Raw genomic sequence first — 25,030 nt, forward strand, 5'->3', positions numbered from 1 at the left:
CTGGTTTTGTTTATGCGCCTTTCAAGTGCTCGCCCAAAAGTTCCAGCTTTTTCTTCAGGCTGGCGTCCAGGACCCTGTCCCCCAGGCGGATGACCATCCCGCCCAGGAGGGACGGATCCACTCTGGTTTGCAGGCGGACGTTTTGTCCCGTTATCCGGGCCAGCCTTTCTTTCAGAGCGGCGGTGATCTCCTCAGAAAGAGGTGCTGCTGCCTCCACTTCCACCGGCAGCACCCTGTTTTCCCGGTCAACCAGGCGCCGGAATTGGGCCGCTATCTCCGGCAGGGCCCGCTCCCGGCCTTTGGCCAGGACCAGGTGGAAAAAGTTTTTTAACAACGGGTCGACGTCCGGGAAGAGGGCATCAATTATTCTTTGCTTCTCCCGGATGGGAATAAGCTGGTGATAAAGGACCCGGCGCAATTCGAGGTTCTCTACCAGGGCCCGGCCGGCTGCTTCCAGGACGGCGGCAAAGCCTTCCGTGTCGCCTTTCTGCCGGGCAATTTCAAAGAGGGCGCGGGCATAGCGCCTGGCGATGGTCTGGCTGCTCATTGCAATCGCTCCACCTCAGCCAGCGCTTCCCGGGCCAGGCGTTCCTGGTCGTCAGGCGTTAAGGTGCGCCCTAAAACTTTTCCCGCCGCCAGGACGGCCAGGGTCGCTGCTTCATTGCGGATAGCGGCCAGGGCCTTGCTCTTTTCGCCTTCAATCTCGGCCCGTGCCTGTTCCAGCGCACGGCTGGCTTCCTCTTTAGCCCTGGCAACTATTTCCGCCCGCGTCTCTTCGGCCATCCTGTTAGCCCGGTCCAGTATTGCCTGGGCTTCCTGGCGGGCGCCCCGGAGCTGCTGCTGGTACTCGGCAAGCATCTGCTCCGCCTTCTCTTTGGCCGCCGCCGCGTCCCTTAAATTGCCCTCAATTTTCGCCTCGCGGTCGGCCAGGATCTTGCCCAGGGGTTTGTAAAGGAGAATATAAAGAACCCCCATCACTACCAGGAGGTTGATGACCTGGAACAAAAAGGTCCAACCGCTAAAATTCAGGGCCTGAAAGATGCCCTGCACGTGGCCACCCCCCTTTCGCTGTTCCCAAAAACAGGTCAGGGGCGAATAAGACGGTTTTTACCCGCCTTACCCGCCCATAGGTATTTTAGAGCTTGGTCCACATGAGGATGGCTATAACGAAGGAAAAGAGCGTCAGCGCTTCCATAAAGGCCAGGGCCAGGAGCAGGGTGGTACGGATGTTGCCGCTGGCCTCGGGCTGGCGAGCGATACCTTCCATTGCTCCGCGGGAAGCAAAACCCTGGCCGAGGCCCGAACCCAGTGCTGCCAGGCCAATGGCCAGGCCGACGCCGATAAAACCTAGTGCTGTCATGTTGTATCAGATCCTCCTTTAAGAATGGCTTCTTTTTGAGGCCGGCTATGTTACCGGTTAGCCAGCCGCTGTATGCTGTCCATTCCCGGGGAACTAACCCCGTAAGCGCGGCTTCTTAATGCCCGTGAATAAAGTTAGCGATATAAGTAACTGTAAGCAGGGTAAAAACAAAGGCCTGAATCAAGCCCATGAGGACGCCCAGGATCATAATGGGCGTCGGTAATAAAAAGGGCAGCATGATGAACAGGATCGTCACCACCATCTCTTCCCCGAACATATTGCCGAATAGACGCAGGGAAAGGGATACCGGCTTGACCAGCTCTTCAATTACATTCAGGGGAAAGAGAAAGGGCACCGGCTGGAAAAAGTGCTTGATGTAGCCCACCAGGCCCCTTTTCCGGATGCCGATCAACTGGACCAGGATAATGGTGGTCACGGCAAAGGCCGCCGTGGTCGAGAGGTCCATGGTCGGGGGCTTCATCCCGGGGATAAACCAGGAAAGATTAAGGCTCAGGATGAAAATAAACAGGGTGGCTACCAGAGGCAGGTAGCGCCGGCCTTCCTTGCCCATGGTTTCCTCCAGGAGGCCATACAAAAATTCCAGGAGCAGCTCAAAAATATGCTGGATACCACGGGGGATAAAGTTTAATTTCCGGCTCGCCAGGAAAACCCCCACGAATAAGAGAACCATGATAATCCAGGTATTGACCACCGTGGAGTAGACCGGGATAGGCCCCAGGTAAAATATTTCATGGGGCCGGACCTCGGCCATTATTTCCCCTAAGGCCCGCAGTCCCATTATTCTATCCCTCCTTTCCCAGGATGATGAGAATGGCCTCGCCCATGTAGACCAGGACCTGAAGGAGCAGCCCTGCAAACACACCAAAAAGAAACTCTATCCCCCCGGCCAGGGCCAGGCCCAGAAGGGCCAGAGTCAGGGAGGAGCGCATGAGGGAACGGCCGAAGAAACGATTAAAGGCCTTCTGGGGCGGCAGGTTGTCCAGGTTGGCGACGGCCCCCAGCTGCCAGCGGAACAACCCCAGGGAGACAGGCAAAGCTATCCCCAGGCCGGCAACAAAGGCATAATAACCGCCCCCCAGGCCAGCTGCTGCTGCCAGGGCAGCCAGGGCCAGCATCCCCTTTTCAGTCCGGGTGAGTTTTATCTTGATCATCGGTTTTAATCTCTGGTGCTTCCTTTTCCAGGACACGCAATTCGCTTAAAATGGAGCGAAATCCCACCCCTACCCCCAGAAAGACGCCGGCCAGCAGGAAAAGAGGTGACGTACCCAACCGCCGGTCCAACCAGGCTCCGCCATAAAGGCCGAGGAGGATGGCGGCAGTCATGGTAACCCCGAAGGAAAAGGCCATATTGGCAAATCTCGCGTAATCCCAGTAGTGACGCTTCTTAGCTACCATTGATGTTAAATTGTGCCTGGAGGAAATTTTTATACCCTGCCAGTGCTAAAAAGTATTCTCTTTTGTCAATGAAATTCCTGCCACAAAAATGTTTATTTTTTAACCCAACAGATAGAGAATTTTTATGCGGGCGTAAATTCCTGTGGTCGGGCAATGGTCAGGCCGAAATAATGACGCAGAGCACCGCGGATACGCCGCGAGGCCTGGCCATCACCATAGGGGTTGACGGCATGGGCCATGCGCAGGTAAGCCTGCCGGTCTTCCAGGAGTTCACCGGCCGCTGCCAGGATCTCGTGGTAGCCCGTACCCACCAGGCGTACAGTACCGGCAGCAACGGCTTCCGGGCGTTCGGTGACTTCCCGCAGGACCAGCACGGGTTTACCGAGGGCCGGCGCTTCTTCCTGGAGGCCGCCGGAGTCTGTCAATACCAGGTAGGAACGGGCCATAAGATTGACAAAAGGCTCGTAGTCCAGGGGGTCAATCAAGTAAATACGCTCCCGGTTGCCGAGGATTTCCCCGGCCAGTTCGCGGACACGGGGGTTGTAGTGGACGGGGAAAACGACGACAATATCGCTATAGCGCTTGACCAGGTCCCGCAAGGCGCTGAAAATTTCGCGCATGGGCTCGCCCCAGTTTTCCCGGCGGTGGGCCGTTACCAGGACGACCCGCCACCTCTCCATATCCAGCTCTTGCAGGCGGGGATCGCTAAAGCAGTATCCGGGGCGGACGGTAGCCTTCAAGGCATCAATAACGGTATTGCCGGTAACGTAGATATGCTCTGCCGGTACACCTTCCCGCAAAAGGTTGTCCCGGGCAGTGGCCGTGGGGGCAAAATGAATGTCGGCCAGGGCCCCGGCCAGACGGCGGTTCATCTCTTCCGGGAACGGGGCGTAGCGGTCACCAGTCCTCAAGCCTGCTTCGACATGGCCGACAGGAATTTGATGGTAAAAAGCGGCCAGGGCCGCTACGAAGGTGGTAGTGGTGTCCCCGTGAACCAGGACCACATCCGGCCGGGAGGTTTCCAAAACCTCGGCCAAACCATTTAAAGCCCTGGTCGTCACTTCTTCCAGGGTCTGGCGGGGCCGCATGATATCCAGGTCATAGCCGGGCTGGATCTGGAACAGGTGGAGGACTTGATCCAGCATTTCCCGATGCTGGGCCGTGACGGCCACCTGGCAGTTGAATTCTTCCGGGTAACGGTTTAGTTCTTTTACGACCGGGGCCATTTTGATGGCCTCGGGTCGGGTGCCAAAGACAGTTAAAACCTTTAAAGGCGGCATGGAAAGTTTCCTCCGTAAACCCTTAAAAAGGGCCTCCCTTTACTTCAGATACTTTTTGGCCCGCAGTTTATTGATATGTTCTTCCAGGGCCTGCTGAATGTCGACGCCGTACTGGTCTTCCAGGACAAACATGAGGGAAACTGCCGTCTGGGCTACGTCCAGCAGCTCGCGGGTAATGGCCGCCAGGACGGCGTTATGGTCCATATTGATCTCCTCGCCGCTAAGCCCCCGGAGCTTGCCGATGGCCTGGGCCAGTTCCCCGGCTTCTTCCATGAGCTTCAAGGCGGTGGATTCCATGGTGGGTGTCAGGTTGTCCAGTTTGGGCAGGGCGATAATCTTTTGCTGCAAAATTTTTCCCTCCAACCGGAGAGGATCTCTTATAAGTTCACTCGGCCTTCGCTGCTAGAAAAACATGCCGGTTGTTACCCTCTAGCGGGGCAGGTGTACGATTTCGAGCCCGGCTTCCCGCAGCCAGTCGTGGGCGACCGGGTAGGGCCGGGCATAGACGATCCTTTTAATCCCAGCCTGGATAATGATCAGGGCGCACCTCTCGCAGGGATAGTCGGTCACGTACATGGTAGCCCCGGCCCGTTCTTCCGGCGAACACTCCAGGAGGGCGTTGATTTCGGCGTGAATGGTCCGCTGGCAGTGCTCCCCCTCCATAAGGCAGCCGGCATCCAGGCAATGGGGCAGGCCGTGGGGGGCGCCGTTGTAACCGGTACCTTTGATGCGCTTGTCCTTGACCACCAGGGCGCCCACGGCCCGCCGGTTGCAGGTGCTCCGGCCGGCCACCTGGAAGGCGATATCCAGGAAGTATTCGTCCCAGTCTTTACGCATAAACTTCACCTGTAGTGTAAAATAACAGGTAAAATTTTAGCGGGTCGTACCCGCCGAAATTAAAAATTAAATTGCGCGTATCCCGGGCTTATTTTAGCATAATTTTTCCCTGGCTACTAGAGTTTTTTAAAGCGAAACCCGCTGGACTTTTACCTCCAGCGGGCCTTCCGGCTCAATCAAGCTCCGGGTACAGGGGATAGGCCTGGCAGAGTTCGGCAACGATGCCCCGCGCTGCATCAAGCTTCTTGGCATCAGGGCCGTAGGAGAGGGCGAGGTCTATAGCCCTGGCTACCATCCGCATGGCGTCGGCGTCCATACCCCGGGTGGTAAGGGCGGCTGTGCCCAGGCGGATGCCGCTGGTTACACTGGGCTTTTCCGGGTCGAAGGGGATAGCGTTTTTATTGACGGTTATCTGCACGGAACCCAGAATATCCTCGGCCTCGCGACCGGTAAGGCCTTTATTGCGCAGGTCCACGAGGATCAGGTGGTTGTCGGTACCGCCGGATACCAGGTTAAAACCGTAACCCTGCAGGGCATCGGCCAGGGTACGGGCGTTGGCGACAATTCTTTCCTGGTAGCGTTTAAATTCTGGCTGCATAGCCTCCTTCAAGGCCACCGCCTTGGCGGCGATGACGTGCATCAGGGGCCCGCCCTGGATGCCTGGAAAGACCGCCTTGTCGATTTCCCTGGCGTATTCCCGGGTGGTAAAAATAATACCTCCCCGCGGTCCCCGCATAGTCTTGTGGGTGGTAGTGGTCACAAAATGGGCGTAAGGTATGGGGCTGGGGTGAATGCCGGCGGCCACCAGACCGGCGATGTGGGCCATGTCCACCATGAGAAGGGCGCCGACTTCGTCGGCTATCTCCCGGAAACGGGCAAAATCGATTACCCGCGGGTATGCGCTGGCTCCGGCGACAATTAGTTTGGGCCTTACTTCCCTGGCTATCCGGGCCACTTCGTCGTAATCAATCCGGCCGGTATCGGGATTGACGCCGTAAAAGGAAAAATTATAGTACCGGCCGGAGATGCTGACCGGGCTACCGTGAGTCAGGTGACCGCCGTGGGCCAGGTTCATCCCCAGGGCTTTATCGCCCGGCTTTAGGGCGGCGAGGTAAACGGCTGTATTGGCCTGGCTGCCGGAATGGGGCTGGACGTTGGCATGTTCAGCGCCGAAGAGGACTTTGGCCCGTTCCCGGGCCAGGTTCTCGACCACATCTACCCACTCGCAGCCGCCGTAATATCGTTGGCCCGGGTAGCCTTCGGCGTACTTATTGGTCAGGACCGAACCGTAGGTTTCCATGACAGCCCGGCTGACGAAGTTCTCCGAGGCGATGAGTTCCAGATGGGTACGCTGGCGTTGCAGTTCGCCCTTGACGGCCTCAACCAGCTCGGGGTCCACTCGCGCTACGGTCTCTAAGTTCATTAAATTTTCCCTCCTGTTTCTGGCTGGCAGCTTTTTCCTTCTGCCTGCTTCTAACTTTCTCTTTTCCGGTTCCGCATCCCTGTCCTGTTACAAGGTGTCACAGGCCGGCTATCTCTCCTGTCATCTAAACTTGCTGCCCCTGAAATCTATATACAGCCCGTTCACCACCAATCAGCGGAGGTCGCGTCCGCGCCGCCGTGACGAAGGCGCTACCTATGGTTTTGACCTGCAGGCGGACGGGCACCGCTACCGGCCGCAGATGCATACCGATGAGGGTGGCGCCGATGTCCAGGCCGGCATGGGCCTGGAGCCCGGCGACCACCACCGGCCGGTGCAGGGCGGAAAAAGCCGCCGTAGCCAGAGAACCGCCGGCCTTTGGCGCCGGAACGACTGTTACCACCGGCAGGTTGTAAAGCCTGGCGGCGCCGGCCTCAATTACCAGGGCCCTGTTTAAGTGCTCGCAGCACTGGGCTGCCAGGTATACCTGGGCGGCATTGGTGGCCTGGAGCAGGCCCGCTACCACGGCCTGGCCGATTGCCAGGGAAGAGGCCGTACCTATCCGCTGGCCCGTAATCTCACTGGTACTGCAGCCGGCTACCAGGATCTGGCCGGGCTTTAGAGCGGCAACTTCAATAAGTTCCATAGCAGCTGCTTTAACCGCCGCTGTAATGGCGCTTAAATCGGCCATCCTATTCGTCCTTTCTGCCCCACCCTACTTTTCCTGGCAGCGGTAACTGGCCTCTATGGCACTAATTTTGGCCACCCGGCGGGCATGGCGGCCGCCGCTGAATCCGGCTGCCAGCCAGGTGGCGACAATTTCCAGGGCCAGGCCGGGGCCGATGACCCGCTCGCCCATGGTCAGGATATTGGCATCATTATGTTCCCGCGCCGCCCGGGCTGAAAAGGTATCGTGGCAAAGGGCGGCGCGGATGCCGGGGACTTTATTGGCCGCGATGCAGACGCCGATCCCCGTGCCGCAACAGAGGATGCCCCGATCGTATTCACCGCTGGCCACAGCTTCGGCCACCTTACGGGCGTAGTCAGGGTAATCGACCGCGCTGGCGTCATAGGTGCCGAAATCGTGATTGGCAATACCCTGCCGGTCCAGGTAGTCTTTAATTGCTGCCTTGAGGTGAAAACCGCCGTGATCACTACCCAGGGCGACGCGCAATTTAACTGCACCTCTTGCCGTAAAGATTAAATACTATTTAATTATTCGCCGTGTTAGCGCTAATTCCTGCTGCAAATAACTTCTCTCCAGGCCGGCATTGTTTTGCTCGCTCCAAACAAATGCCAGCCCGTTATGTTCATCCTTCTGACGGTGCCGGATTAGCGGCATGGGTGTCTTGGACATATTTCTCCAGAGCCCGTCCAATAAGGCTGGCCAGTTCCCTGGCAGTAGCCTGGTAAACTTCCAGGGGACGGCCAAAAGGATCGGGAATATCGTCATCAACACTAGCGGACGGTTCTCCTGCGGCCGCCTTTGCACCCGCCTCTTCCCGCAGCTCCTCCCGGGAGGGCTTTTCTTCTCCTTTCCGGACATATTCCTTCAAGGTAAAGGTTTTGCCCCTGGCGGCCGGGTAAAAATCGAGGAGAAATTCCTTATGGGACCTGGTCATGGTTAAAATCAGGTCGGCGTCTTCCACCAGAGCCCCTGTAACCTGCCGGGCGCGGTGATCCTGGAGATTGATACCCATGGCCGCCAGTGCCTGAATGGCCTCCGGTGTCGCCGGATCGCCCTCCCGGGCCGCCAGGCCGGCCGAGGCAATAGCAATATCTAAACCCCGTTCATCCTTTATGCGGGAGGCTATGGCCGCCGCCATGCTGCTGCGGCAGGTGTTACCGGTACAAATAAAAAGAATACCCGGCATATCCTATACCCCCATCAACATTTTTAAGCCGATACCTACCAGAATCAGACCACCGACAATCTCGGCCCTGCTGCCCAGGTAGGCGCCCAGGCGCCGGCCGGCCAGGAGCCCCAGGGCCGTCATGGTCCCGGCAATAAAGCCCATGGTCAGGACCGTCAGGGGGATATTGACGCTGATGGCGCCAAGGCCGAAGCCGACGCTGAGGGCATCCAGGCTAACGCTGCCGGCCATAAGCAGGACGGCCATCAGGCCGCTGAGTATTCCTTTCCGGCCGGGCACGGCCCGCAGCACCTGGCCGGCCAGACCGCCGCTTTCCTTCGGGGAGGCAACTGCCTCCCAGAGCATCAGCCCTCCCATGCCGGCCAGGACCAGGGCGCCGATAATAGCCGCCAGTTTCCCCAGGATCCGGCCCAGAAGCAGGCCCAGGTAGAGACCCGTCAGGGGCATAATGATGTGAAAAATACCCACCGTCCCGGCAAAGAGCAAAGCCTGCCGGCCCCGGAGACCTCCCAGGGCCAGGCCGGTAGCCAGGGAAAAGGCATCGGTCCCCAGGGCCATGGCTACCAGGATGAGACCTAAAGGCTCCATGTCAATACCTCCATCTTAAGCATGGATGATGCGGTTGGCTGCCGACTTGCGCAGGCGGTTCATAATGGCCAGGCCCAGGCCTTCTTCGGCAATGGCTTCGGCCAGGATAATGTCGGCCCGGTAGCGGTCGCAGTTGCGCAACGCGTTGAAGAGATTGGCGGCAATGGTGGCCGGCTGGGAGCGGCTGCCCAAGACCTCCAGGTAATCCGGCCGGGGGTCCTGCTGGTAGGCCGCGGCCGTTTCCCGGGTTGCCAGGACGGCCACCCGGTAGCCCCTTTGCTGCCACGCTGCCACCAGGGCGCGGATCTTGGCCGTCACCCGCTCCAGTTCCCCGGTAACGACAAAAACTTCTCCCCGCGGGGCGTAGTGTTTGTACTTCATTCCCGGCGCACGCGGCTGCGCTACCTGGCTGCCCCGGACGGCCGGGTCAATAGCGACTTCGCCGAGGACCGCCTTGAGCTCCTCATAAGTCACTCCTCCCGGCCTTAAAATAGTAGGTACCGGGGTTGTCAGGTCCAGGACCGTCGATTCTACCCCCACGGTAGCCGGGCCGCCGTCGACGACGGCATCGATCTTGCCCCGCAGGTCTTTAAGGACGTGCTGGCCGGTGGTAGGGCTGGGACGGCCGGAGATATTGGCGCTGGGCGCGGCTATGGGCAGGCGGGCGACCCGAATGAGGGCCTGGGCTACCGGGTGGGCAGGCATGCGGATGCCTACCGTATCCAGGCCGGCGGTCACGATATCCGGAATCAGGTCGCTCCGCGGCAGAACCAGGGTCAGGGGCCCGGGCCAGAAGCGCTGCATGAGCAGGGTCGCCCGCGGCGGCAGGTAGGCCACCAGGTCCTGGACATCCCGGAAACTGGCGATATGGACAATAAGGGGGTTGTCGGCCGGCCGTCCTTTGGCGCGAAAGATACGCCGCACCGCCCGGCTGTCCAGGGCATTGGCCCCCAGGCCGTAGACCGTTTCCGTGGGGAAAGCCACCACTCCGCCCCGGTTAAGAATCCGGGCTGCCAGGCGAATTTTATGGAGTTCCGGCACCCGGGGGTCTATTTTTAAGTATTTCGTTCGCTTACCCACAGCCACCCATTTCACCTCTATGTATTTATCACAGTTATTATTCTTCCCGCCGATAGGCAAGGAAACAACGATCGCGGCCGCCATAATCGGGTAACACCACCATATCCCGGTAAGCCCCGGTGGACGCTGCCAGCTCCAGGACGGCCTTGCCTTGATTATACCCGATTTCCAGGGCCAGGAGACCTCCGGCCTTTAAAACTTCCGGTACTCCGGGCAACAGGATCCGGTAGGCGCGTAAACCATCGGGGCCGCCATCCAGGGCCAGGCGCGGCTCGGCCCGGACCTCCGGCGGCAGCCTGTCCAGCTCGGCCGCAGGTATGTAAGGAGGGTTGGCCACCAGGGCGTCTAACTTTAAACCCTTGAGGGGTGCCAAAAAATCGCCCTGCAAGAAAGTAACCCGGCCTGCCAGGCCTAAAGCTTGGGCATTCTGCCGGGCTACTTCCAGGGCTGCCGGGCTTAAGTCAGTGGCGTAAACGCTGGCGTTGGGCAGGTAGTAGGCCAGGCTTAAAGCTATGGCCCCGCTGCCCGTGCCGCAATCGGCAATAACAAAACTCCCCCTTGCGTCAAGGCGCTCTAAGACGGCTTCCACCAGCACTTCCGTGTCCTGGCGGGGGATCAAAACCGCCGGAGTAACTTTAAACTCCAGGGACATGAATTCCTGGCGGCAGGTCAAATACTGCAGAGGGTACCCGGCCGCCCGGCGCTCCACGGCCGGCCAGAACCTGGCAGCAGCGGCAGGCTCCAGTTCCTCCCCCAGACGGGCCAGGAGCTGGGGCCGGGTATACCGGCCGGCCCAGGCGAGCAGTACTTCCGCCTCCAGGCGGGGCCGGGGTATTCCTGCTGCCGCAAATTTCAGGCTTGCTTCGTTCAAGGCTTCCTGGAGGGTCGACGCCAACGCCTTAAGCCTCCATATTCTTTAACCTTTCGGCCTGGTCATTGGTCACCAGGGCATCGATGATTTCGTCCAGCTCACCATCCAGGATGGTATCCAGGTGGTGCAGAGTCAGGCCGATGCGGTGGTCGGTGACCCTGTTCTGGGGAAAATTATAGGTGCGGATCCGCTCGCTGCGGTCGCCGGTACCCACCTGGGAGCGCCGTTCGGCTGCCAGTTCCCCCTCCTGTTCGGCCCTGGCCATATCCAGGAGCCGCGCCCGCAGGACCTTCAGGGCCTTCTCCTTATTCTTCAGCTGGGATTTCTCGTCCTGGCAGGATACTACCAGGCCTGTCGGGAGGTGAGTGATCCGTACCGCCGAGTAAGTGGTGTTAACGGACTGGCCCCCGGGCCCGCTGGAACAAAAGATGTCAATCCGCAGGTCCTCGGGGTTTATCTCCACATCTACTTCTTCCGCTTCGGGCAGGACGGCTACGGTTGCTGTGGAGGTATGAATCCGCCCGCCGGACTCGGTGGTAGGGATGCGCTGCACCCGGTGGACGCCGCTTTCAAATTTCAGGCGGCTGTACACTCCCTGGCCTTCAATCAGGAAAATAATCTCTTTGAAGCCCCCCAGTTCCGTAGGATGGGCGCTGATAATCTCCGTCCGCCAGCGCTTTTTTTCCGCATAGCGCTGGTACATGCGGAAAAGGTCGCCGGCAAAAAGGGCCGCTTCATCACCGCCGGCTCCGGCCCGGATCTCCATGATGATGTTTTTTTCGTCGTTGGGATCTTTGGGCAGGAGCAGGATCTTTAACTGCCGTTCCAGGTTCTCCTTTTCCCCTTCCAGGCGTTTTATTTCTCCTGTAAGGAAATCGCGGAACTCGGGATCCTTTTCTTCTTCCAGAAGGTTGCGGCTTTCTTCCAAATCGGACATGACCCGGCGATACTGGCGAAAGGTCGTAACTATATCTTCCAGGGCCGCGTGGGCCCGGGCATGCTTCTGCAGTTGCTCCGGATCAGCTATTACCGCCGGGTCGCCCATAAGCCGCCCCAGCTCTTCATATTTAGCTTCGATCTGTTCTAGCTTCTCCAGCACATGACATCACCTCTTTTCCCACCCGGAATATACTCCGCTCCAGGCCTTTCATCCCCCGGCACAGCCTGCGGTGCTCAACCGCTCAGGTCAAAAGCTCACGCCAGAGCATCCCTTTCCCGATGGGGCTTCTCCCGCACCGCCTCCAGGGCGGCCAGGGCTACCTCCAGCATACCGTCGTCGGGCTCCCGCGTAGTGAGCTTCTGCAGCCAGAGTCCCGGGGCGGCTATGGCCCGCACCAGGGGTACGTTTAAATGGCGGCCGGTGAATTTGAGCAGCTCATAGGCCAGGCCGGCCACTACCGGGAGCAGTACCAGCCGGGAGGCCAGACGCCAGAGGATTCCGCCCCGGCCAACGACGGAAAAAAAGACGATAGTTAATATCAGGACCAGCAGGAGAAAACTGGTGCCGCAGCGGGGGTGCAGGGTCGGATAGGGCCGCACCGCTTCCACCCTCAAATCTTCCCCCGCCTCCAGGGCATTAATTACTTTATGCTCGGCTCCGTGGTACTGGAAGACGCGCTCGACGTCTTTGACCCGGCCAATGGCCACCACGTAGCCTAAAAAGAGGAGCATCCTGAGCAGCCCCTCAACTACATTCTGCCATAGAATAGATAAATGGTTGTGGAGAAGCAGGGCCGCCCCGGCAGGAAGCAGGACAAAGATACCCACCGCCGCCGCTATGGCAATGGCTACCGTCAGGACCAGGTCCCTGGTACTTAACTCCTCCCCTTCGCCCTCCACGGCCTGGTTGGCCGAAAAGGTCAAATAACGGATACCCAGGATTAAAGACTCAAATAAAGCCACAACGCCGCGGAGCAGGGGCAGTTTTAAAACAGGGTAACGGGCAGCGATAGAACTATGGGGTTCGGCCTGGACCAGGATCTCCCCGCTGGCTTTACGGATGGCTACGGCCGTTTTGTGCGGCCCCCGCATCATGACGCCTTCAATGACGGCCTGACCGCCGTACTGTACGCCGGATGCCGCCGGCAATAGGAAAAAGCAGAGCCTGCGGCTCCGCCTTTTTGCCCTAGCGACCATATTTCTGCCGGAAACGCTCGATCCGCCCGCCACGCTCGACTACCCTTTGCCGGTTGCCGGTGTAAAAGGGATGGCACTGGGAGCATATCTCTACCCGGATCTCTTTTTTGGTGGAGCGTGTCTCAATGACATTTCCGCAGGCGCAGATAATTCGCGCTTTGTCGTAATTGGGATGAATATCCGGTTTCACGCCATCTTCACCTCCGCGGGAAAATCAAACTCATTTCAGTATACCACGAAAGAGCCGCCAGTGCAAAGAAAAAAATTGGCGCGAAATGCCTTTACCATCAAAAAAGGCCGGCGAACCGGCCTTATTACCTGTTTAAGAAACGTTCGGGATTGACGGCCTTGCCCCTTTCCCGGATTTCAAAATGAACGTGGGGGCCGGTGGCATTGCCGGTACCGCCCACTTCGGCAACAGGCTCGCCGGCCCGGACGTACTCGCCAACCTTGACCAGGTTGCGAGAGTTATGGGCATATACCGTCTCCAGGCCGTTGCCGTGATCAATTTTAACCATACGGCCGTAAATACCGTTACCCCAGCCGGAAAAGGTTACCATCCCGGACCAGGCAGCCCGGATTTTATCTCCGACCTTACCTGCTATATCCAGGCCGTGGTGGAACTCATTATCCCGCCAGCCAAAGCCGGAGGTAATGGCGCCGATGAGGGGCCAGAGAAAGGAAACCGGTCTTAAGCTGCGGGAAACAGGTGCCGCCTCTACCCTGGTGACCGGTACCCCGCCCGGTGAACCGGGGATAGTCAGGACCATACCAATCCGCAGCCGTCTGGCATCGACAATCCCGTTGGCGGCGGCCAGGCTTTCTACGCTGGTGCCAAAGCGCCGCGCAATTTCCCAGAGGGTGTCCCCGGCAGCTACCGTATAGCTCTGCTCTGTTTCGTGGGGCAGCACCAGGAACTGCCCCGGTGCCAGGACGGCATCAGGTTCCAGGTAGTTCATAGCCGCCACCAGTTCGGGTTCCGTCTGGTACCGGCGGGCAATGCGCTCCAGGGTATCGCCCTCTTCTACCCGGTAAATGCGGGTATAGTTATTCACCCGGGCAGCCAGTTCCTGATAGGTTTCCGGTGCCAAGGCAGTTGCCACCTGCTGCAAATCCTCGATGACGGCCCCTTGCGCCGGGAGAGGGAAAAGGCTGTTAGCCAGCAGGGCCAACCCCAGGGCCAGGCTTACCGCCATCTTTTTGTACAGCATTTTTTCACTCCTGTTCTTTACCATTATGGTATAAGTTGCCTTTTTTCCCATTTAGCCTTTATTTTAGCCATACGCAAACAAAAATATACCCCGGAAAAAAGAGGCCGGGGACAGGCAACGTGGGGCAGGCATCTGGAAGTCGAGAAAATTGTAAAGCGCTAATGGCGCAGGCGAAAAGTTCAAGTCTTGGGGAACAAGGCCGGCAGGGCGCGCAGGAGGTCTTTGTTGCTTTTGGTCTTTTGCATGGATTCAATTAAAACCTCGGCCACTTCCACCGGTCCCATACCGCTGGTGACCCGCCGGAAATTCCATACCAGCTCCAGCTCTTCGGGGCTTAACAACAATTCTTCCCGCCTCGTGCCGGAGCGCTTGACGTCAATAGCCGGGAAAATGCGACGTTCGGCCAGCTTCCGGTCCAGGATGAGTTCCATATTGCCCGTTCCTTTGAATTCTTCAAAGATAACTTCATCCATGCGGCTCCCGGTTTCAATCAGGGCCGTCGCCACAATGGTGAGGCTCCCGCCCTCTTCCACCTTGCGGGCAGCGCCGAAGAAACGCTTGGGTTTATAGAGGGCGGTTGGATCAACGCCGCCGGAAAGGGTGCGGCCGCTGGGAGGGACGACCAGGTTGTGGGCCCGGGCCAGGCGGGTGATACTGTCCAGGAGGACGACAACATCTTTTTTATGCTCCACCAGGCGTTTGGCCCGTTCCAGAACCATATCGGCCACCTTGACGTGGTTCTCCGGCAGTTCGTCAAAAGTGGAGCTTACCACCTCGCCCCGCACCGAGCGTTCAATGTCGGTGACTTCTTCGGGCCGTTCGTCGATTAATAAAATTATCAGCTCAACATCGGGATAGTTGGTAGTGATGGCATTGGCGATTTTTTTCAGCAGCACGGTCTTGCCGGCCTTGGGAGGGGAAACGATCAGGGCGCGCTGGCCTTTGCCCAGGGGAGCAATCAGGTCGATAATCCTGGTAGACGGATCGCCGTTCTCCGTCTCCAGGGTATAACGTTCGTAAGGATAAATGGGCGTCAGGGCATCAAAGTGCAGCCGTTCCGGTGATGTCTCCGGGTTTTCCCCGTTGACCTTCTCTACCCGCAGCAGGGCGAAAAAACGCTCGTTATCCTTCGGAGGGCGGACCAGGCCGGCTACCTTGTCTCCCGTGCGCAGGTCGAAGCGGCGGATCTGGGAAGGGGAGATATAGATATCGTCGCCGCTGGGTATGTAGCCGAAGGGGCGTAAGAAGCCGTAGCCATCCGGCAGGATCTCCAGAATGCCCTGGGCCTGCAGTTGCTCTTCCTTTTCCTTTTCCTGCTGCTCCTTCTGGGCCAGGGCCTTGGCAATTTCAAAGACCAGCTCTTTCTTGCGCAGGCGGTAGTAGCCGCTTAAATTGAGCTCCCGGGCTATCCGGTAAAGCTCGACCATGGTCTTGCTTTCTAACTCGGCAGTATGCAAATGGAAATAACCTCCATAATTACTTATCCTTTACTTTCTCCCAATCGGCGAGAAATTTGGCCAAACCGGCATCTGTCAGGGGGTGCTTTACCATCTGCATGATAACTTTATAGGGAACGGTGGCAATATCAGCACCCAGGCGGGCGGCCTGGAGCACATGGAGGGGATGGCGGATACTGGCGGCAATAATCTGGGTTTCCAGGCCGTACTGGGCATAAATGGGAACAATATCGGCAATGACCTGCATGCCGTCATGGTTGATGTCGTCGAGGCGCCCAACAAAGGGACTTACATAGGTTGCGCCGGCCAGGGCGGCGAGAAGCGCCTGGTTGGCGGAAAAGACCAGGGTAACGTTGGTTTTAATACCTTGAGACGCCAGTTTTTTGACGGCTTTAAGGCCTTCGGCTATCATGGGGATTTTGATGACAATGTTGGGGGAAATGGCTGCCAGTTCCATGGCCTCGGTTATCATGGCTCCGGCTTCCGTGCTGATTACTTCCGCACTGATAGGGCCGTCAACGATAGCGGCAATCTCTTTCACGACCTGGCGCAAATTACGCCCTTCCCTGGCAATCAGGGAAGGATTGGTGGTTACACCTGAAATTATACCCAGATCACTGGCTGCTTTAATCTCTTCAATATTGGCGGAATCGATAAAAATGCGCACTTCTCCGGGGCACCTCCACAAGTTAGCGGCTTATTTAAAAAACATTCACCACCCGCAGCAAAATTCCTGCTCCTGGATGGCAAAAAGTATCGTTAATGGAAAGAGCCCGGCGGCGGGGCCGCAGGGCTCTTGTTAAAGCCCGCTGAAGTTATCTCTTCTTGGGGCGGAAAGTATGGCAGGCCGTCCCATCAGAAGTGGTGACTTGGCGGTCACCGCTGGACCTGACTTCGATGGCATCGGCGGTACAGGCCATGTTGTCCCAGAAATGACACTCTTCTACGCCACATTTAATGCCCGCCATTTTCTCTACCTCCTTGGGGTGTTTACCTATAGGGTTCTCACCCCCGGGGAGAAATATGCAAGCGGCCGGCACAGCCAAAAACCTGCATTTTATGGCGGATAATGCCGGCGGCTGCTTCCCGGGCCGGTCCCAGCACTTTGCGGGGATCGATTTCATCGGGGTTGGCTGCCAGGGCCTGGCGGGCAGCTTCGACAAAGGCGATACGAATATCGGTATCGATGTTAATCTTGCGGACGCCCAGCTCCACGGCGCGGCGGATATCGGCATCGGGAACGCCGGAGGAACCATGGAGGACTATGGGGGTGGGGATCAGGCGGTCGATGGCTGCCAGGCGGTCAAAATCCAATTTGGGCGTACCTTTATAACGACCATGCGCCGTACCGATAGCTATAGCCAGGGCATCGACGCCCGTCTCGGCGACGAAACGCCTGGCTTCTTCCGGGTCGGTCATGGTCGCCTCGCGCTCGGACACGCTGATGTGGTCCTCGGTGCCGCCAATTCTACCCAGTTCTCCCTCAACAGAAGCGCCCATAGCATGGGCAATCTCCGCGACGCGCCTGGTCAGGGCGATGTTTTCTTCCAGAGGGTATTTGGACCCGTCGATCATGACCGAGGTGAAACCGGCCCGCAGGCAACGCAGGACCTGGTTGAAGTCAGTGCCATGGTCCAGGTGCAGGACCACCGGGACCGGGGTTCCTGCCGCCGCTGCCCGCACCAGGGCTGTTATGTACTCCAGGCCGGCATATTTAATCGCTCCCTGGCTGGCCTGGATGATGACCGGGGCCCCTTCCGCCTCGGCGGCATTGATAATGGCCTGCACAATTTCCATATTATTGCAGTTAAAAGCGCCGACGGCATAACCCTTAGCATCAGCGTCTTTGAGAACCTCGGCCAGGGTAACTAAAGGCATAGGCTCAGCTCCTTTTAAAAATTGTGCCTCTAACTTCCCGTCATTATACCCGCGATTTCTGGCGGCGGCGGCGATAACGCTGCTTGGAATGACCGGGCAGGCGGATTTCCTGTAAGTTCTCTGCCTGCTCCAGGTCGGCCATGGTAGCGGCCGGCAGGCTCTTTTCCGCCCGGCAGGCCTGGCAGCGCAGCTGTAAATGGCCGGGAAAAATTTCAATTTCTATGTTTTCGTTGCCACAGCCGCAGTTCACCCGGCCTTCTTCGGCCAGCTGGTAAATAAGGGACAGCAGTTGATACATGACCTCCGGTTCCTCAAAATAATCGCTGAAACCAAGGTCACGGGCCACCTCGGCCAGGGTGCGGTCATGATGCTGCACCGCCCGCTGCACCTTTTCCCGGGGACCGATAAAGCCTACTTCCAGCTCTGTCTCTTTACAGGTCAGGGTCAGGAGCTCCCGCGACCACAGTTCCCTGCGGGTATGGTGGGTGATATGGATGCTGTCACACATGCCGCAGCGATACTGGAGCCAGAAATTTCTCCCCTTTTTCCTGCTAATGGTTAACAAAGGGGTACCGCAACTGCAATCTACCTGCCATGTCCGGCCGCCGGCAAAATTAAAGAGGGAAAAACCGCGGAACTCCAGGCGACCGCATGATGGACAGCGTAAAACCACAACATTCAAAGTGGGGATGATCACCTTTATTTAATCCTCCTCACCCCTCCATATTCGCCGCAATCGGGAAAATTCCTGCTCCAGGGTAAATTTTAAAGGGCCTGCTAGCAGCAAGGCCCCCATCCTTTTCGTGACAACAACAACAACATTACATCTGTTCCGCCTCCTGGATCGGGCATTATTCCGGCTGCAAAGCCGCCTGCACCAGCCGGTATAGCTGCTGGATATCAAAGGGCTTCTGCAGGACATACCGGGCACCGAATTTACCCACCTGTTCTGCCAGATCCAGCTCATTATATGCCGTAATGATTATAACCGGTGTAGCAACAGAAAGTTTCCGCAATTCCTTTAAAAATTCCACTCCACTCATGCCTGGCATCTTTATATCCAGGATAACCAGGTCTGGCGCTTCGCTGACAATTTTATCGAGGGCCTCCCTGCCTTCACTGGCTACACATAAGCTATAACCGAGCTGTCCCAAGGCTTCGCAAATTAAACGACGTACACCCGGCTGGTCGTCGATTACCATTACTTTTTTGTCTATCAGACCAGCTCACCTCCAACCGCGGCGGTCCCAAAGCCCCCCTTTCTTCAGCACTTCGCTCAAGCTCCTCTATATATCCAATATTTAGCTATAAATCGCTAAATTCCTGCTTCAGAAGTTAAACTTTGGCCGGCGGAGGAAACTACCGGCACCATCTCCCCGGAGGTCATCCGCACCAGGTAGGGTTGCCCCTCCCGGCAATAAACCCGCGGCAGGCGGGCGCTGGCCGTCGGTCGCCGGATATCCACCTCTACTTCCTGCCCGACCTTTACCTCCGCCAGGTGACCTACGTCGACTATGGAGAGCTGCATACCCACCCGGCCTACCACCGGCGCTTTCCGCCCGGCAATGGTTACTGCCGTTCCCTCCCCGCCGCCGCGACCCAGGTAGGCCAGGACGGTCTTCGCCAGGTGGCGGGCCAGGTCGTTTAGATTTTTGGGGCGGCTTACGGCCGTTAAAGCAAAGCCATCGGCATAACCCACGGGGATGACGGCCAGGCGGGTCGCCTTTTTGACTACATAATCGCCACCATAGCCAACGGGAGTACCGGCCGCCACATCATGGATAAAGAGAATGCGGGCTTTAAACCGCCAGGGATTCTTTAATTCCAGGCCCCGGCGGGGAGCCCGGTAAGGGAACTGGCCGTACAAAAGGGTGCCGGCCCGCACCATATCAAGATGCATTTCCGGGTGGAGCAGCAGGCCGGTGCTGTTGCAGATATGCTTTAATGGCAGGAATATTTGCTGCCCTTCCAGGTCCATAATAACTTTTTGGAAACATTGCAGCTGCCTGCGGGCTGCCCCCGGGCGGGCCGCTTCGGCCAGATGGCTGTAGAGGCCTTCCAGTTGCACCCCGGGCCAGCGCTGCATTTCCTTTGCCAGGGGGACCACTTCTCCCGGTTCCAGGCCGGTGCGCTGCAGGCCGGTCTCTACCTTCAGGTGCACCCTGGCCTGCCGGCCCATCGCCGCCGCGGCAGCCGCTGCCGCTTCAGCCCCGCTGCGGCTGCTGATGGTCAGGGTGAGGTCATTGTGCAGGGCCTGCGGCAGTTCCTCCGGCAGCAGGGGGCTCATTAACAGGATGGGAGCCGTAATGCCGGCCCGGCGTAACTCCAGCCCTTCGGCCAGGGTAGTAACCCCCAGGTAGTCTGCTCCTGCTGCCGTAAAAATCCGGGCTGCCTCGACGGCGCCGGCACCGTAGGCATCGGCCTTGATGACGGCCAGCAGCCGGGTCGGGGGTTGGAGCAGGCTTTTGACGGCGCGCAGGTTATGCTCCAGGGCTGTAGCTTCGATCTCAATCCAGCGGGGGCCGACCAGCCGGGTTAGCTTTGCCAAATCCACAGGGGATTGCCACCACCATATCTTGAAAGAGTAATTTCATTCCTCCGTGGCAGCCTTTTTCTTCCAGAAAAGCAAACGGCGGAAACCACGAGAATAGAGGGGGAGGACCGACTGCCAGAGCCAGTAGTAAAAGGGGGAGTAAACCCGGTCGTATTCGCCGATAAACTCGGTAAAGGTGCCGTTGAAGCCCTTCTTAAAGCGATAGAGGCCGTAGAGGGGGTTATTTTCGTCCAGGTCCCCCGGCACGCCCCGGAAGTCGTATATGGTACATCCCTGCTCCCTGGCCCACAGGATCATGGTCCACTGGAGGAGGTAGTTGGGCATAACGTTGCGGTGGCGGTTGCTGGAGGCGCCGTAGAGGTACCAGGCCTTGTCACCCATGATAAAAGCCAGGGTACCGGCAATGGCTTCCCCCTGGTAGTAAGCCAGGAAGAGTTTAGCGTAGCCGCGCTCTACCATTTCCCGCCACATGGTTTCAAAATAGCTGTAGGAGCGTACCAGGAAGCGGTCTCTGATAGTGGTTTCTTTTAAAATCTCGTAAAAAACCGGCAGGTCCTCCAGGGTACAGTCGTCTTTGATAACTACGCCTTTTTTTTGCGCCAGGCGGATATTATAACGGGTTTTGCCGTGCATTCTGGCCAGGAGCTCTTCCGGGGAAGGGGTTATGTCGAGGCGGAAAACATGGCGCGGCTGGACGCCTTCAAAACCCTCCCCTTTGTTGGCCAGGCGGAAGCCCTTGGCCCGCAGCAGTTCCTTTACGGCCGTATCGTTTTCCGGGATGTCGGGGTCGATTTTCAGTAAAATAGCCCCTTCCTGCCGCGCCACATTGTCGATGGCAGCCAGGAGCTCGCTGAAGAGGGCAGGATCATGGAAGTCCACCACCGGTCCCCGGGGGGCATAGAGGATAGATTTGCCAACGTAAGGGAGCTGCCTTTTCAGAAGGCTGGCGGCAGCCACGATGCTGCCCCCTTCCTCCAGGACGAGCCTTAAAGGTCGCCACCCGGTAGAAGCCTTCACCTCGCCCCAGCCGTAGGACTGGAGAAAATGGCCCTTGGGGTGGCCGGCAATGAAGGCGTCAAAGCGTTTTTCCTCTTCAGGGCCAATAAGCCTTGCCCGAAGGTTCATGCCCCCGTCCCCCCTTGATAAGCCAGGGCCGCCCCGATAAAGTCCCGGAACAGGGGATGGGGCCGGTTGGGCCGCGATTTGAATTCCGGGTGAAACTGGCTGGCGACAAACCAGGGATGGTCGGCCAGTTCGATAATCTCCACCAGGCGGTTGTCGGGGGAAGTCCCGCTGATGATCATTCCTCTCGCCGTGAGTTCTTCCCGGTAGCTGTTATTGAATTCGTAGCGATGGCGGTGGCGCTCGTAGATTACTTCCTCGCCGTAGGCCTGGTAGGCCTTCGTTCCCGGCCGCAGCCGGCAGGGGTACAACCCCAGGCGCATGGTACCGCCCTTTTCGGCTATATTCTTCTGTTCCGGCAACAAATCAATGACCGGGTGGGGGGTTTCCTGATTGAATTCCGCGCTGTGGGCTTCTTTAAGCCCGCAGACATGGCGGGCAAACTCCACCACCGCCAGCTGCATGCCCAGGCAGATACCCAGGTAAGGCACCCTTTTTTCCCGGGCATACTGGGCTGCTAAAATCTTGCCTTCGGTGCCCCGGTCACCAAATCCCCCCGGCACCAGGATGCCGGCCGCCCCCTCAAGCTGTTCCAGCCCGCCCCGCTCCAGCTCGCCAGAGTAGATCCAGCGGATATCCACCTGGACGCCGTGATAGAAACCGGCGTGGCGCAAAGCCTCAACGACGCTTAAATAAGCGTCGGGCAGGGTTACGTATTTACCCACCAGGGCAATCTCCAGGTGGCGGGTAATGCTCTTCATGCGCTCTACCATGGCGCGCCAGTCGTCCATCTGGGCGGGGCCGCACTGTAACTTCAGGCGTTCCACCACAATGCTGTCCAGGCCTTCCTTTTCCATCAGCAAGGGGACTTCATAGATGGAATCGACATCCCAGGCCTGGATGACGGCATCGGGATCGATGTCGCAGAAGAGGGCTATTTTTTCCTCCATTTCCCGGGAAAAAGGACGTTCCGTCCGGCAGACGATGATATCGGGCTGGATACCAATACTGCGCAACTCTTTGACGCTGTGCTGGGTCGGCTTGGTTTTGGCCTCCCTGGCAGCCTGCAGGTAGGGAACGAGGGTAACGTGGATATAGAGGACGCGGTCGCGGCCGATATCGCTTTTCATCTGGCGTATGGCTTCCAGGAAGGGCAGGGACTCAATGTCGCCCACCGTACCGCCGATCTCGGTGATAACCACATCCGGGTCGCTTTCTTCGACCACACGGTAAAGCTGCTCTTTGATCTCATTGGTAATGTGGGGTATTACCTGGACAGTTCCACCCAGGTAGTCGCCCCGGCGTTCTTTGGTAATGACCGACCAGTAAATCTTGCCGGCAGTGACGTTGCTGGCCCGGGTCAGGTTAATATCGATAAAACGTTCGTAGTGACCCAGGTCCAAATCGGTCTCAGCGCCGTCATCGGTGACAAAAACCTCACCGTGCTGGTAGGGGCTCATGGTGCCGGGGTCAATGTTGATATAGGGGTCAAATTTCTGGATGGCGACTTTCAAGCCGCGGCTCTTTAAAAGTCTACCTAAAGAAGCGGCGGTTATCCCTTTCCCTAAAGAAGAGGTGACACCGCCGGTAACAAAAATAAATTTCGCAGGCATAATTTCCTCCGTAAAAGACTCTTTGCTTCAGCCTACATCCTTTCCGGGGCGCTGACCCCAAGGAGGTGCAGGACATTGCGTAAGGTTATACGGGTAGCTTCCACCAGTACCAGGCGCGCCTTCCTTAACTCCGGGTCGTCGGCCAGGACGCGGCAGCTGGTATAAAAGCTGTGGAACAGGCTGGCCAGTTCATGGGCAAAACGGGTGAGCCTGTGGGGTTCCAACGCCTGGGCCGCCCCGGCCACCGTTTCCGGTAAGGCGGCGATCTGCTTGATTAACTCCAGTTCGGCCGGTTCTTTTAAAAGATCCAGGCGGGCCTCCCGGGCCGGGGGAACTTCCAGGCCCCTTTCCTTTGCCAGGCGCAGGATACTGCAAATACGGGCATGGGCGTACTGGACGTAGAAAACGGGGTTTTCGGCCGTTTGCGACCGGGCCAGGTCCAGGTCAAATTCCAGGTGGCTGTCGCTCTTCAGCATGACAAAGAAATAACGGGCGGCGTCCCGGCCCACCTCTTCAATTAACTCATTCAACGTTACGTAACGGCCGGTACGCTTGGACATGCGCAGAACCTCGCCGCCCTGGTAGAGACGGACGAGCTGCATGAGAACCACTTCCAGGCGCCCCGGGTCGTAACCGAGGGCCTGGAGGGCCCCTTTCAGGCGGGCCACATGACCGTGGTGATCGGCGCCCCAGATATTGATGACCCGTTCAAAGCCCCGCTCGAATTTATTGCGGTGGTAGGCGATATCGGCCGCAAAATAGGTAGGCAGGCCATTCTTGCGCACCACCACCTCATCCTTTTCGGCGCCGAAACGGGTGGCTTTAAACCACAGGGCGCCGTCCTTTTCATAAATATAGCCAGCCCTGTCCAGGTCGGCTATGGCCCGGGCAACGGCCCCGGAATCATGAAGGGACTGCTCGCTGAACCAGACATCATAGGTAACGCCGAAATCCTCCAGCACCTGGCGGATGGCGGCCAGCTTTTCCTCCAGGGCAAAGCGGACCAGCATTTCCCGGCGTAATGCCGGGTCGGCGTCCAGGTACTTGTCTCCGTACCGGTCGATAAAATGGCGCACCGTCTCCACCAGGTCTTCCCCGTGGTAACCATCGGGGGGAAGGGTCGCATCAAAGCCCAGGGCCTGCAGGTAGCGGGCTTCCAGGGAAAGGCCGAAGTTCTCAATCTGGTTGCCGGCATCGTTAATATAGAATTCCCGCGTAACGTCGTAGCCCACGGCTGTAAGGAGGTTGGCAATACTATCCCCCAGGGCCGCCCCCCGGGCATTGCCCATATGCAGGAGCCCGGTAGGATTGGCGCTGACAAACTCCACCTGGACCTTAACCCCCTGGCCGATATTGGACCAGCCGTAATGTTCGTCTTCGGCCAGGACGGCCGGCAATACCGGCAAGAGCCACTGGTTGTCCAGGGTAAAATTAATAAAGCCCGGTCCGGCCACCTCGATCCTGGCCACGCCGGGTTGGGGTATTTCCAGGTGTCGTACTAAAATATCCGCTACGTTCCTGGGCGACTGGCGGGCCTGCCTGGCCAGCAGCAAGGCCAGGTTAGCAGCAAAGTCGCCGTGAGATTTATCCCGCGGCGCCTCAATTACAAAATCAGGCAGCACATCAAAGCTTATCTCTCCGGCTGCCCGGGCGGCAGCAGCGGCATCACGCAGTGCCGCTGCCAGCCGCCTTTTAGTTTCCTGTAATACATTCACGCCTTACCTGTACTCCTTTTTACCCAGTAGCTTCTCTCCAGGGTTAAGCATAGTTTTCCAGGTACTCAACGGTGATTTCTAACTGGTTGTCGCTGATTTTCTCCTGGCCGACCTGCAATTCATACTCTAGATTAATACTTCCGCCCCGATCTGTCAAGTCAACTTCCACTTTCGAAGGTAAAACTGTAATCTTCATAGTACCATAAGGAGTTACATAGAAACCGGCATTTAAAATACCTGCTTCAAAAGTTGTTTTCTGCTCGGCCGTACCCATGCGGTTCAAGGTAACCCGCCGGGGTTCGACCTTTAAAGTGGTGGTGGTACCCTCCATTCCCGATAGGCAGGTTTCATTGTAAAGGATGTAGTAGTGTTGGTCCCGGATGAAGAAGCGACCTTCGGTAACCAGCTCGATGGAATCCTTTTCCCCCAGCTCGTTGGTCTGGGTGCCCTTAACCTTTACCAGTACGTCCTTCTTCAAGCTACGCACATCCCTTCGGGATTTTTTGGGTCCTCAAGTTATAATTCTCCAGAAAAGAAGGATTTCCTTTTTATTTTTAATGATAATTTAACAATTCTTGTTGTTAATTATACCCTGCTATAACAATTATCGCCTGGTCA

The 25,030-nt window shown here is 57.8% G+C and carries 31 protein-coding genes; all 31 read right to left on the minus strand.

What is annotated here, in order from left to right; translation table 11 throughout:
• Positions 1–10: 10 nt before the first annotated feature.
• Positions 11–547, minus strand: a complete 537-nt coding sequence (locus MCACP_RS13440) for a F0F1 ATP synthase subunit delta (RefSeq protein ID WP_406677251.1) — start codon at positions 545–547, stop codon at positions 11–13.
• The gene (gene atpF, locus MCACP_RS13445; protein WP_406677252.1) at positions 544–1,050 is read right to left on the minus strand and encodes a F0F1 ATP synthase subunit B; all 507 of its coding nucleotides are present in this window, start codon (positions 1,048–1,050) and stop codon (positions 544–546) included. The genes MCACP_RS13440 and atpF overlap by 4 nt, the downstream gene beginning before the upstream one ends.
• Before the next feature lie 85 nt (positions 1,051–1,135).
• On the minus strand, positions 1,136–1,360 hold the full coding sequence (gene atpE, locus MCACP_RS13450; RefSeq protein ID WP_141263355.1) for an ATP synthase F0 subunit C: 225 nt from the start codon (positions 1,358–1,360) through the stop codon (positions 1,136–1,138).
• A 115-nt stretch (positions 1,361–1,475) separates the two neighbouring features.
• Positions 1,476–2,159, minus strand: coding sequence for a F0F1 ATP synthase subunit A (gene atpB / locus MCACP_RS13455; RefSeq protein WP_406677253.1), 684 nt, complete (start codon positions 2,157–2,159; stop codon positions 1,476–1,478).
• Positions 2,160–2,163: 4 nt separating this feature from the next.
• Positions 2,164–2,532: a hypothetical protein gene (locus MCACP_RS13460; RefSeq protein WP_406677254.1), complete on the minus strand. Its 369-nt coding sequence runs from the start codon at positions 2,530–2,532 to the stop codon at positions 2,164–2,166.
• On the minus strand, positions 2,504–2,776 hold the full coding sequence (locus tag MCACP_RS13465) for an AtpZ/AtpI family protein (RefSeq protein ID WP_406677256.1): 273 nt from the start codon (positions 2,774–2,776) through the stop codon (positions 2,504–2,506). The genes MCACP_RS13460 and MCACP_RS13465 overlap by 29 nt, the downstream gene beginning before the upstream one ends.
• Before the next feature lie 122 nt (positions 2,777–2,898).
• Complete coding sequence (gene wecB, locus MCACP_RS13470) at positions 2,899–4,056, minus strand: non-hydrolyzing UDP-N-acetylglucosamine 2-epimerase (RefSeq protein WP_406677257.1); 1,158 nt, start codon at positions 4,054–4,056, stop codon at positions 2,899–2,901.
• A 39-nt stretch (positions 4,057–4,095) separates the two neighbouring features.
• Complete coding sequence (locus tag MCACP_RS13475; RefSeq protein ID WP_406677258.1) at positions 4,096–4,404, minus strand: MazG-like family protein; 309 nt, start codon at positions 4,402–4,404, stop codon at positions 4,096–4,098.
• An 81-nt stretch (positions 4,405–4,485) separates the two neighbouring features.
• Positions 4,486–4,893, minus strand: a complete 408-nt coding sequence (locus MCACP_RS13480; protein ID WP_406677259.1) for a deoxycytidylate deaminase — start codon at positions 4,891–4,893, stop codon at positions 4,486–4,488.
• 172 nt (positions 4,894–5,065) lie between these two features.
• Positions 5,066–6,316, minus strand: a complete 1,251-nt coding sequence (gene glyA, locus MCACP_RS13485) for a serine hydroxymethyltransferase (RefSeq protein ID WP_406677260.1) — start codon at positions 6,314–6,316, stop codon at positions 5,066–5,068.
• 124 nt (positions 6,317–6,440) lie between these two features.
• Positions 6,441–7,004: a TIGR01440 family protein gene (locus MCACP_RS13490; RefSeq protein WP_406677261.1), complete on the minus strand. Its 564-nt coding sequence runs from the start codon at positions 7,002–7,004 to the stop codon at positions 6,441–6,443.
• 24 nt (positions 7,005–7,028) lie between these two features.
• Positions 7,029–7,487 (minus strand): ribose 5-phosphate isomerase B, encoded by a 459-nt coding sequence (gene rpiB, locus MCACP_RS13495; protein ID WP_406677262.1) that lies wholly within the window; start codon positions 7,485–7,487, stop codon positions 7,029–7,031.
• Between the two features lie 136 nt (positions 7,488–7,623).
• Positions 7,624–8,187 carry a low molecular weight protein arginine phosphatase gene (locus MCACP_RS13500; protein ID WP_406677263.1) on the minus strand — a complete coding sequence of 188 codons (564 nt, stop codon included), beginning with the start codon at positions 8,185–8,187 and terminating at the stop codon, positions 7,624–7,626.
• A gap of 3 nt (positions 8,188–8,190) precedes the next feature.
• Entirely contained in the window at positions 8,191–8,775 is a 585-nt protein-coding gene (locus tag MCACP_RS13505) for a manganese efflux pump MntP family protein (RefSeq protein WP_406677264.1), read from the minus strand.
• A gap of 15 nt (positions 8,776–8,790) precedes the next feature.
• Entirely contained in the window at positions 8,791–9,939 is a 1,149-nt protein-coding gene (locus tag MCACP_RS13510) for an L-threonylcarbamoyladenylate synthase (protein WP_406677265.1), read from the minus strand.
• The gene (gene prmC / locus MCACP_RS13515; RefSeq protein ID WP_406677266.1) at positions 9,893–10,750 is read right to left on the minus strand and encodes a peptide chain release factor N(5)-glutamine methyltransferase; all 858 of its coding nucleotides are present in this window, start codon (positions 10,748–10,750) and stop codon (positions 9,893–9,895) included. The genes MCACP_RS13510 and prmC overlap by 47 nt, the downstream gene beginning before the upstream one ends.
• Positions 10,751–10,754: 4 nt before the next feature.
• Entirely contained in the window at positions 10,755–11,825 is a 1,071-nt protein-coding gene (gene prfA, locus MCACP_RS13520; RefSeq protein WP_406677267.1) for a peptide chain release factor 1, read from the minus strand.
• Positions 11,826–11,920: 95 nt separating this feature from the next.
• Entirely contained in the window at positions 11,921–12,862 is a 942-nt protein-coding gene (locus MCACP_RS13525; RefSeq protein ID WP_428847732.1) for a DUF1385 domain-containing protein, read from the minus strand.
• Complete coding sequence (gene rpmE, locus MCACP_RS13530) at positions 12,852–13,052, minus strand: 50S ribosomal protein L31 (protein ID WP_156272451.1); 201 nt, start codon at positions 13,050–13,052, stop codon at positions 12,852–12,854. The genes MCACP_RS13525 and rpmE overlap by 11 nt, the downstream gene beginning before the upstream one ends.
• 124 nt (positions 13,053–13,176) lie before the next feature.
• Positions 13,177–14,073 carry a peptidoglycan DD-metalloendopeptidase family protein gene (locus tag MCACP_RS13535; RefSeq protein ID WP_406677269.1) on the minus strand — a complete coding sequence of 299 codons (897 nt, stop codon included), beginning with the start codon at positions 14,071–14,073 and terminating at the stop codon, positions 13,177–13,179.
• Positions 14,074–14,252: 179 nt separating this feature from the next.
• Positions 14,253–15,530, minus strand: a complete 1,278-nt coding sequence (gene rho, locus MCACP_RS13540; RefSeq protein WP_406677270.1) for a transcription termination factor Rho — start codon at positions 15,528–15,530, stop codon at positions 14,253–14,255.
• Between the two features lie 19 nt (positions 15,531–15,549).
• Positions 15,550–16,197, minus strand: coding sequence for a fructose-6-phosphate aldolase (gene fsa / locus MCACP_RS13545; RefSeq protein WP_406677271.1), 648 nt, complete (start codon positions 16,195–16,197; stop codon positions 15,550–15,552).
• A 148-nt stretch (positions 16,198–16,345) separates the two neighbouring features.
• Positions 16,346–16,498: a DUF1540 domain-containing protein gene (locus MCACP_RS13550; RefSeq protein WP_406677273.1), complete on the minus strand. Its 153-nt coding sequence runs from the start codon at positions 16,496–16,498 to the stop codon at positions 16,346–16,348.
• A gap of 37 nt (positions 16,499–16,535) precedes the next feature.
• The gene (locus tag MCACP_RS13555; RefSeq protein WP_406677275.1) at positions 16,536–17,408 is read right to left on the minus strand and encodes a class II fructose-1,6-bisphosphate aldolase; all 873 of its coding nucleotides are present in this window, start codon (positions 17,406–17,408) and stop codon (positions 16,536–16,538) included.
• Between the two features lie 43 nt (positions 17,409–17,451).
• Positions 17,452–18,105, minus strand: a complete 654-nt coding sequence (locus tag MCACP_RS13560) for a hypothetical protein (protein WP_406677276.1) — start codon at positions 18,103–18,105, stop codon at positions 17,452–17,454.
• A 154-nt stretch (positions 18,106–18,259) separates the two neighbouring features.
• Entirely contained in the window at positions 18,260–18,610 is a 351-nt protein-coding gene (locus tag MCACP_RS13565) for a response regulator (RefSeq protein ID WP_406677277.1), read from the minus strand.
• A gap of 113 nt (positions 18,611–18,723) precedes the next feature.
• A complete protein-coding gene (gene alr, locus MCACP_RS13570) occupies positions 18,724–19,962 on the minus strand; it encodes an alanine racemase (RefSeq protein WP_406677278.1) in 1,239 nt (412 codons plus the stop codon).
• Between the two features lie 36 nt (positions 19,963–19,998).
• Positions 19,999–21,087 (minus strand): lipid II:glycine glycyltransferase FemX, encoded by a 1,089-nt coding sequence (locus MCACP_RS13575; RefSeq protein WP_406677279.1) that lies wholly within the window; start codon positions 21,085–21,087, stop codon positions 19,999–20,001.
• Positions 21,084–22,697 carry a CTP synthase gene (locus MCACP_RS13580; protein WP_406677280.1) on the minus strand — a complete coding sequence of 538 codons (1,614 nt, stop codon included), beginning with the start codon at positions 22,695–22,697 and terminating at the stop codon, positions 21,084–21,086. Before MCACP_RS13580 ends, MCACP_RS13575 begins: the two co-directional genes overlap by 4 nt.
• A 32-nt stretch (positions 22,698–22,729) precedes the next feature.
• A complete protein-coding gene (gene argS, locus MCACP_RS13585) occupies positions 22,730–24,412 on the minus strand; it encodes an arginine--tRNA ligase (protein ID WP_406677281.1) in 1,683 nt (560 codons plus the stop codon).
• A gap of 43 nt (positions 24,413–24,455) precedes the next feature.
• A complete protein-coding gene (locus tag MCACP_RS13590; RefSeq protein WP_406677282.1) occupies positions 24,456–24,890 on the minus strand; it encodes a DUF1934 domain-containing protein in 435 nt (144 codons plus the stop codon).
• Between the last annotated feature and the right edge of the window lie 140 nt (positions 24,891–25,030).

Source organism: Neomoorella carbonis, from assembly GCF_045278715.1.
Taxonomy (GTDB): Bacteria; Bacillota; DSM-521; order Neomoorellales; family Neomoorellaceae; genus Neomoorella; species Neomoorella carbonis.